We start from the raw sequence: 6199 nt of genomic DNA, 5'->3' as shown, positions 1-6199 counted from the left end.
GTGGAGCGGCCCTGAATGCCATAACGCACCTGAGCCTGTTTGTAGGTGAGCTCGCCTTTTTCAATCTGCTCGACCAGTGCCAATTTAAAAGTCAGCGAGTAATCGCGCTGTGTCCGTTTCACACCTTGTCCCATCGGGCTCTCCATTTATGTGGGGGAAAGGTGTAAACCATATTCAGGACGGGACAAAGGGATGAAAAAAGGCGCCATCCAGCTGGAGGCGCCAAACACATTCAGATGACAGACTGGGTCAAACCGGTGAGATTTGAGCCCCTCTTCCCGCAGAGGAAGAAACACAACACCACAATCGCAGTCGAAAGACTCACTAAAAACACATGTAAACCAACACGTAGTAGAAAATGTGAGCCATATGACGACTGATTGCTGGGCGAATTATGTTTATTCACTGGTCGACCCGCAACCGACAAATTATAATGCGCCCCATTAGAAAAACTCATCGTCGGCTGGTGTCATGTCTCGTCGTTTACCCCCGCTCAATGCCCTCAAGGCCTTTGAAGCTGCGGCTCGTCACTTAAGCTTTACCCGCGCAGCAGAAGAGTTGTTTGTGACTCAGGCTGCCATCAGTCACCAGATCAAGGCGCTGGAGGAGTATCTTGGCATCAAGCTGTTCCGCCGCAAAAACCGCTCCTTGTTGTTGACCGAAGAGGGGCAGGGCTATTTCCTGGATATCAAGGACATCTTTGCCTCCATCTCTGAGGCGACCGACAAGCTGCTGGCCCGCAGTGCCAAGGGGGCGTTGACTGTCAGTTTGCAGCCGAGTTTCGCCATCCAGTGGCTGGTGCCGCGGTTGGTCAAGTTCAGCGAGCGCCACCCCGATATCGACGTGCGGATCAAGGCGGTCGATCTCGACGAAGGGTCGCTTACCGATGATGTGGATGTGGCTATCTATTACGGGCGCGGCAACTGGCCGGGTCTGCGCTCGGACAAGCTGCATACCGAATACCTGATCCCGGTCTGTTCCCCCTTGCTGCTGACCGGGCCCAAACCGTTGCGTACGCCGCAAGATTTGACTCTTCATACCCTGCTGCACGATACCTCCCGCCGCGACTGGAAGGCCTGGTTCCGCCAGCTCGATATCGATGCACCCAACGTCAATCAGGGGCCCATCTTCAGCCACTCCACCATGGTGATCCAGGCGGCGATCCACGGCCAGGGGGTGGCGCTTGGCCACAGTGTGCTGGCACAACCCGAGATTGAGGCCGGCCGCCTTATCTGCCCGTTCGAGCAGGTGCTGGTGAGCAAAAATGCCTTCTATCTGGTGTGCCAGGAGCAACAGTCGGATCAGGGCAAGATCGTTGCCTTCCGCGACTGGATGCTGGAGCTGGTGGAGCAGGAAGAGGCGCGTCGCAGGGCAAGGCTCGCCGATGCCTGATGTGATCCGCGAGGGGGCAATTGATGCCCCCGTTCGCATTTTGCTGGCCCACGGGGCAGGCGCGGGGATGGATCACCCCTTTCTTGCCGAGTTGTCACGCCTGCTGGCTGGCCCCGACATCGAAGTGGTGCGCTTCAACTTTCCCTACATGACAAAGCGTGCACAGGATGGCAAGCGCCGCCCGCCGGACAGAGCACCTGTGCTGCTAGCCCATTGGCGCGACATGATCCGCGAGTTTGCCCATCCACGGCTGTTTCTGGCGGGCAAGTCGATGGGCGGGCGGATGGCGGCGGAACTGTATAGCGAAGGCGAGGGTGAGATGAATGCTGCAGGATTGCTCATTCTCGGGTATCCTTTCCACCCTCCGGCCAAGCCCGACAGCTGGCGAGGCGAGGTACTCAAGCATATTGCAGTGCCAACCCTGCTGTTGCAGGGGGAGCGCGACACCTTCGGTAGTCGTGCCGAACTGGCCGATTTCCCCTTCTCACCCGCCGTATCGGTCCATTGGTTGACCGATGGTGATCATGGTTTCAAACCGCGTAAAGCCAGTGGCGTGAGTGAGCAGGAGAATATGCAGCATGCAGCGGCGGCCATCAGCCATTTTGTGGCTCGACATGGATAGCACGAGAGGGTTGGTTTGATTGCCAGCCGTGATGAGAGAGGGAGAGTGAGGATGCAGATCCATCGACATTGGCTGATACTGGCCGGTCTCTTCGGGTTGACGGCCACCATGCTGGGGGCTTATGGCGCCCATGGATTGGCGGCGGCCGGCATTACGCCCGAGCGTCTGGTGGCGTTCAATACCGCCGTGCAATATCAGTTTTTTCACGCATTGGCCCTGCTGGTTCTGGGCTGGTGTGGTGTGCGCAGCAGGGTGATCCACCTGGCTGGCACCGCTTTTGTGCTGGGGATCATCGGATTCTCCGGCAGTATTTACGCCATGGTGCTGCTTGGCAGCAAGGGGCTGGGGTTGATTACCCCGGCCGGTGGCCTCTGTTTTATGTTGGGATGGGCGGCCCTCTGCTGGGCTGGCTGTCGTCTTGGAGGAAAAAATGAATAATCTGCTGCTTTATTGCCGCCCCGGTTTTGAGAAAGAGGCGGCTGCAGAGATCACCGAACGTGCCGGTAACATGCAGTGCTACGGTTTCGCCCGGGTCAAGGACGACAGCGGTTATGTGATCTTCGAACTGTATGACGAGGAGCAGGCGGACCTGCTGGCTCGCAAGCTGCCATTCCGGGAGCTCATCTTCATCCGCCAGATGCTGGTGGTCACCCATGAGCTGAAGGATCTGGATGTTGCGGACAGGATCTCCCCCATCCTTGAGGCGGTGAGTGACTACACCATTTGCGGTGATCTGCGGGTCGAAACCGCGGACACCAACGAAGCGAAAGAGCTGTCGGCCTTCTGCCGCAAGTTCACCGTGCCGCTTCGTCAGGCGCTGCGCAGCAACGAGATCCTGACCAAGAAGGAGACGCCAAACCGTCCGGTGTTCCACGCCTTCTTCATGGCCAATGATCATGTCTTGCTGGGCTACTCCTATTCGTTCAACAACTCCGGATTCCACATGGGGATCCCGCGCCTGCGCTTCCCGGCCGATGCACCGAGCCGATCCAGCCTCAAGCTGGAGGAGGCGTTTTACGTGTTCGTGCCGCGGGAAGAGTGGGATGTGCGTCTCTGCTCAGGCATGAAGGCGGTGGATCTGGGCGCCTGCCCGGGTGGCTGGACCTATCAGCTGGTGCGTCGTGGCATGATGGTGACGGCGGTTGACAACGGCATGATGGCCCAATCCCTGATGGATACCGGTCAGGTCAAGCATATCCGGGATGACGGTTTCGTCTGGCGTCCGAGCAAGAAGAACACCTACTGGCTGGTGTGCGACATGGTCGATAAACCGGCGCGGGTCGTTCACATGATCGCGGACTGGTTCCGTGAGGGTGACTGCCAGGAGGCGATGTTCAACCTCAAGCTGCCGATGAAGAAGCGTTATGCCGAGTCGGTGCACAATATCGAGGTATTGCGCGAGATGCTCAAGGAGATCGACAACGCGTTCGTGATCCAGGCCAAGCAGCTCTATCACGATCGAGAAGAGATCACCGTGCATGTTTACAACAAGTACTGGGTCTCCAAACTCGAGCCCAAGGCGTGATGTAGCCGTTCAGCCCATATGATAAATACCAAGGCCGACAGGGAAACCTGTCGGCTTTTTGCTATTCGGCTGCCGGAAAATATCAGAAACGGTAATCGAGGCGCAGGGAGGATTCGTCGTCGGTCACCTTGATCTCTATCTGCAGCGGGATGGTTTTGTCGACCGGATTGAATTGCATTTTGATGCCATCCCCTCTCAATCTGATTGCCGTATGCAGTCCACCGGCTTTGAATTTGACCTTGGGTCTAAAGCGTTCAATCGATAGACTGATGCTCTTTTCCGGGGTCAGATTGAGCTGCGGGTAGGAGGTGATCTTTTGATTGCCAAAGTTGTCGGTGGAGACTTCAATACCAAACGACAGGGGGTTGGGCGCCTTGAGCAAGTCGTTGGTATCCAGGCTCGAGCGCCATACCTCGGTGGCAGTCCGTTTTTCCTGCTGTGGCAGTTTGGCAGTTTGGGTCTGTTGATCCTGTTCGAAGGCACTTGCAGTACCACACACCAGCATCAGACCCGACACCAGATAGCACCCGTATCCCTTCATGAAAAACACTCCCTGTTCTTCTTCTCTATTGAACATAGTTGCTGTTTGGGGAGTGGCAAAGGATTCGGAAATATAAAAAAGGGAGCCGAAGCTCCCTTTTAAAATCAATGAATTAACTCACAGACGATCGATGATGGCCTGGGTGAATTCGCTGGTGGAAGCCGTGCCGCCCAGATCACGGGTGACCCGATCACCGGATTCGATGGTGGCTCGTACCGCCTCGCGGATCCGCTCTGCCTTATCCTGCATGCCGAGGTACTCCAGCATCTGAATGGAGGCAAGGATCACCGAGGTCGGGTTGGCAATGTTCTTGCCTGCAATGTCGGGGGCAGAGCCGTGGACCGCTTCGAAGATGGCCGCGCCATCGCCGATGTTGGCGCCGGGCGCCATGCCAAGGCCGCCAACCAGACCGGCGCAAAGATCCGAGAGGATGTCGCCGAACAGGTTGGTGGTGACCATGACATCGAAACGCTCCGGGTACATCACCAGGTTCATGCAGGCGGCATCGACGATCATCTCTTCGCTCTGGATATCCGGGTAGTGGCTGGCGATTTCACGGGCCACTTCGAGGAACAGGCCGGAGGTTGACTTGAGGATGTTCGCCTTGTGGATGATGGTGACCTTCTTGCGCCCTTCCTGACGAGCCAGCTCGAAGGCAAACTTGACGATGCGTTCGGCCCCTTCTCGGGTGATGATGCTCATCGCCTCGGCACTCTTGTTGTCATCGCTGCGCTTCTGACCTGCACCCGAGTACATCCCTTCGGTGTTTTCGCGCACCGTGATGATGTCGATGTTGTCGTAACGGCTTCTGGTGCCCTTGAAGGAGATGACCGGACGCACGTTGGCGTAGAGGTTGAACTTCTTGCGCAGGGAGACGTTGATGGAGGTAAAACCGCCGCCGACCGGCGTGGTCAATGGCCCTTTCAGGCTCACCTTGTTCTTCTCAATCAGATCCAGGGTAGCCTGGGGCAGCAACTCGCCATGCTTCTCGAGGGCAACCAGACCCGCATCAGCGTATTCGTACTCAAAGTCACAGCCCGCATGGGTCAGGATCTGGATGGCTGATTCAATGATGCTGGGGCCGATGCCGTCGCCGGGGATCACGGTAATTTTTCTTTTGGACATGAGAGGGTTCCACTTCCAGGGTATAGGGGAGGATGGGGCTGCTTTATAGCATTTACTCAGCAAACCAACCACATTCCTTTACATTCTACTCACTTTTATCAACAGCGAGGGTGAGTCTCGTCATGGTTCACGCCCTTGCCTGCATTTTTGTTCGGCACTTTAGTCTGGCTGGGGCGGGTAGCGAATGTCCCGCAGGTTGAATCCCAGCGGAATATCCTGCTGCAAGCGTACCAGCCGCTGGGCCAGCAGGGCCTCATCCTGATGTTGGCGCAGCTTGATCAGGGGCTTGGCGGCATCCTCTTGCTGACAGGCTTCGAGCATGGCTGCCAGATTGCCATATTGCTGCAACAGCTGGGTGGCGGTCTTGGGGCCGATCCCCGGAACCCCCTTGATATTGGAACCGCTGATACCGGTCAGGGCCCAGAAGTCGACCAGCTGAGCAGGGGCTACTCCATATTGCTGCTGGACGAAGGCCGCATCCAGCCAGCGCTTGTTGAAGTAGTCGCGCACCCGGATCTGCTGGCAGATCAGTTGGCAGAAGCCCTTGTCGGTGGAGATGATGGTCGCCTGATGGCCATGGCTGGCGATGCCGCAGGCGAGAGTGGCGATAAGGTCATCTGCTTCATCGGTCTCGGAGAGCAGGGCATCGACCCCGCACTCCCAAAAGGCATCCTGCAGGGTCGCCAGCCCTTCACGCAGTTCAGGGGGCATGGGGGTTCGCCCCTCCTTGTAGGCCGGATAGACCTCCTTGCGCCAGCTGTGCACCTCGCCATCAAACACGGCAATGACATGGGTTGGCTCGCTATTGGTCAGCAGCTTGCGGCAGGTATTGATAAGGTTGGCGCGGGTTGCAACCAGCGCCTGGGCAGGGGTCAGTGCCTGCTGGGCCTGTACCGCGTGCAGACGGCGAATGAGGTTGAGGGCATCGATGATGAGCAGGTGTGGCCGGATAGTTGACATGGGGCACTCTTGGCGGTCGGGACGCCCCACTGTA

Annotated in this window: 7 protein-coding genes and 1 pseudogene; 4 read left to right on the top strand and 4 right to left on the bottom strand. The window is 57.5% G+C overall.

Going from position 1 to position 6199, the window contains the following annotated elements; translation table 11 throughout:
• Nucleotides 1-134 (bottom strand): annotated as a pseudogene (locus tag AB5Y86_RS14205) (IS3 family transposase); the annotation flags it as partial.
• A 337-nt stretch (nucleotides 135-471) separates the two neighbouring features.
• Here AB5Y86_RS14205 and AB5Y86_RS14200 point away from each other — a divergent pair.
• The 4 genes from AB5Y86_RS14200 to rlmM are packed head-to-tail and all read left to right on the top strand — an operon-like array spanning nucleotide 472 to nucleotide 3539.
• The gene (locus tag AB5Y86_RS14200; protein WP_005338622.1) at nucleotides 472-1392 is read left to right on the top strand and encodes a transcriptional regulator GcvA; all 921 of its coding nucleotides are present in this window, start codon (nucleotides 472-474) and stop codon (nucleotides 1390-1392) included.
• Nucleotides 1385-2014 (top strand): alpha/beta family hydrolase, encoded by a 630-nt coding sequence (locus tag AB5Y86_RS14195; RefSeq protein ID WP_368193110.1) that lies wholly within the window; start codon nucleotides 1385-1387, stop codon nucleotides 2012-2014. The genes AB5Y86_RS14200 and AB5Y86_RS14195 overlap by 8 nt, the downstream gene beginning before the upstream one ends.
• A gap of 51 nt (nucleotides 2015-2065) precedes the next feature.
• Nucleotides 2066-2452 carry a DUF423 domain-containing protein gene (locus AB5Y86_RS14190; RefSeq protein ID WP_368193108.1) on the top strand — a complete coding sequence of 129 codons (387 nt, stop codon included), beginning with the start codon at nucleotides 2066-2068 and terminating at the stop codon, nucleotides 2450-2452.
• On the top strand, nucleotides 2445-3539 hold the full coding sequence (gene rlmM / locus AB5Y86_RS14185; protein ID WP_005338617.1) for a 23S rRNA (cytidine(2498)-2'-O)-methyltransferase RlmM: 1095 nt from the start codon (nucleotides 2445-2447) through the stop codon (nucleotides 3537-3539). Before AB5Y86_RS14190 ends, rlmM begins: the two co-directional genes overlap by 8 nt.
• 82 nt (nucleotides 3540-3621) lie before the next feature.
• Here rlmM and AB5Y86_RS14180 read toward each other — a convergent pair whose 3' ends face one another.
• The 3 genes from AB5Y86_RS14180 to xni form a co-directional block, all read right to left on the bottom strand.
• Nucleotides 3622-4080 carry a hypothetical protein gene (locus AB5Y86_RS14180; RefSeq protein ID WP_368176580.1) on the bottom strand — a complete coding sequence of 153 codons (459 nt, stop codon included), beginning with the start codon at nucleotides 4078-4080 and terminating at the stop codon, nucleotides 3622-3624.
• A 117-nt stretch (nucleotides 4081-4197) separates the two neighbouring features.
• A complete protein-coding gene (locus AB5Y86_RS14175; RefSeq protein ID WP_005349723.1) occupies nucleotides 4198-5205 on the bottom strand; it encodes an isocitrate dehydrogenase in 1008 nt (335 codons plus the stop codon).
• A 159-nt stretch (nucleotides 5206-5364) separates the two neighbouring features.
• A complete protein-coding gene (xni, locus tag AB5Y86_RS14170; protein ID WP_368193107.1) occupies nucleotides 5365-6165 on the bottom strand; it encodes a flap endonuclease Xni in 801 nt (266 codons plus the stop codon).
• Nucleotides 6166-6199 lie beyond the last annotated feature (34 nt).

Origin of the sequence: Aeromonas sp. s8, from assembly GCF_040907785.1 — a bacterium.
In the GTDB taxonomy this organism is placed as follows: domain Bacteria; phylum Pseudomonadota; class Gammaproteobacteria; order Enterobacterales; family Aeromonadaceae; genus Aeromonas; species Aeromonas veronii.
Note: the sequence above shows the minus strand (reverse complement) of the source record. Positions and strands in the feature narration are given on the sequence as shown.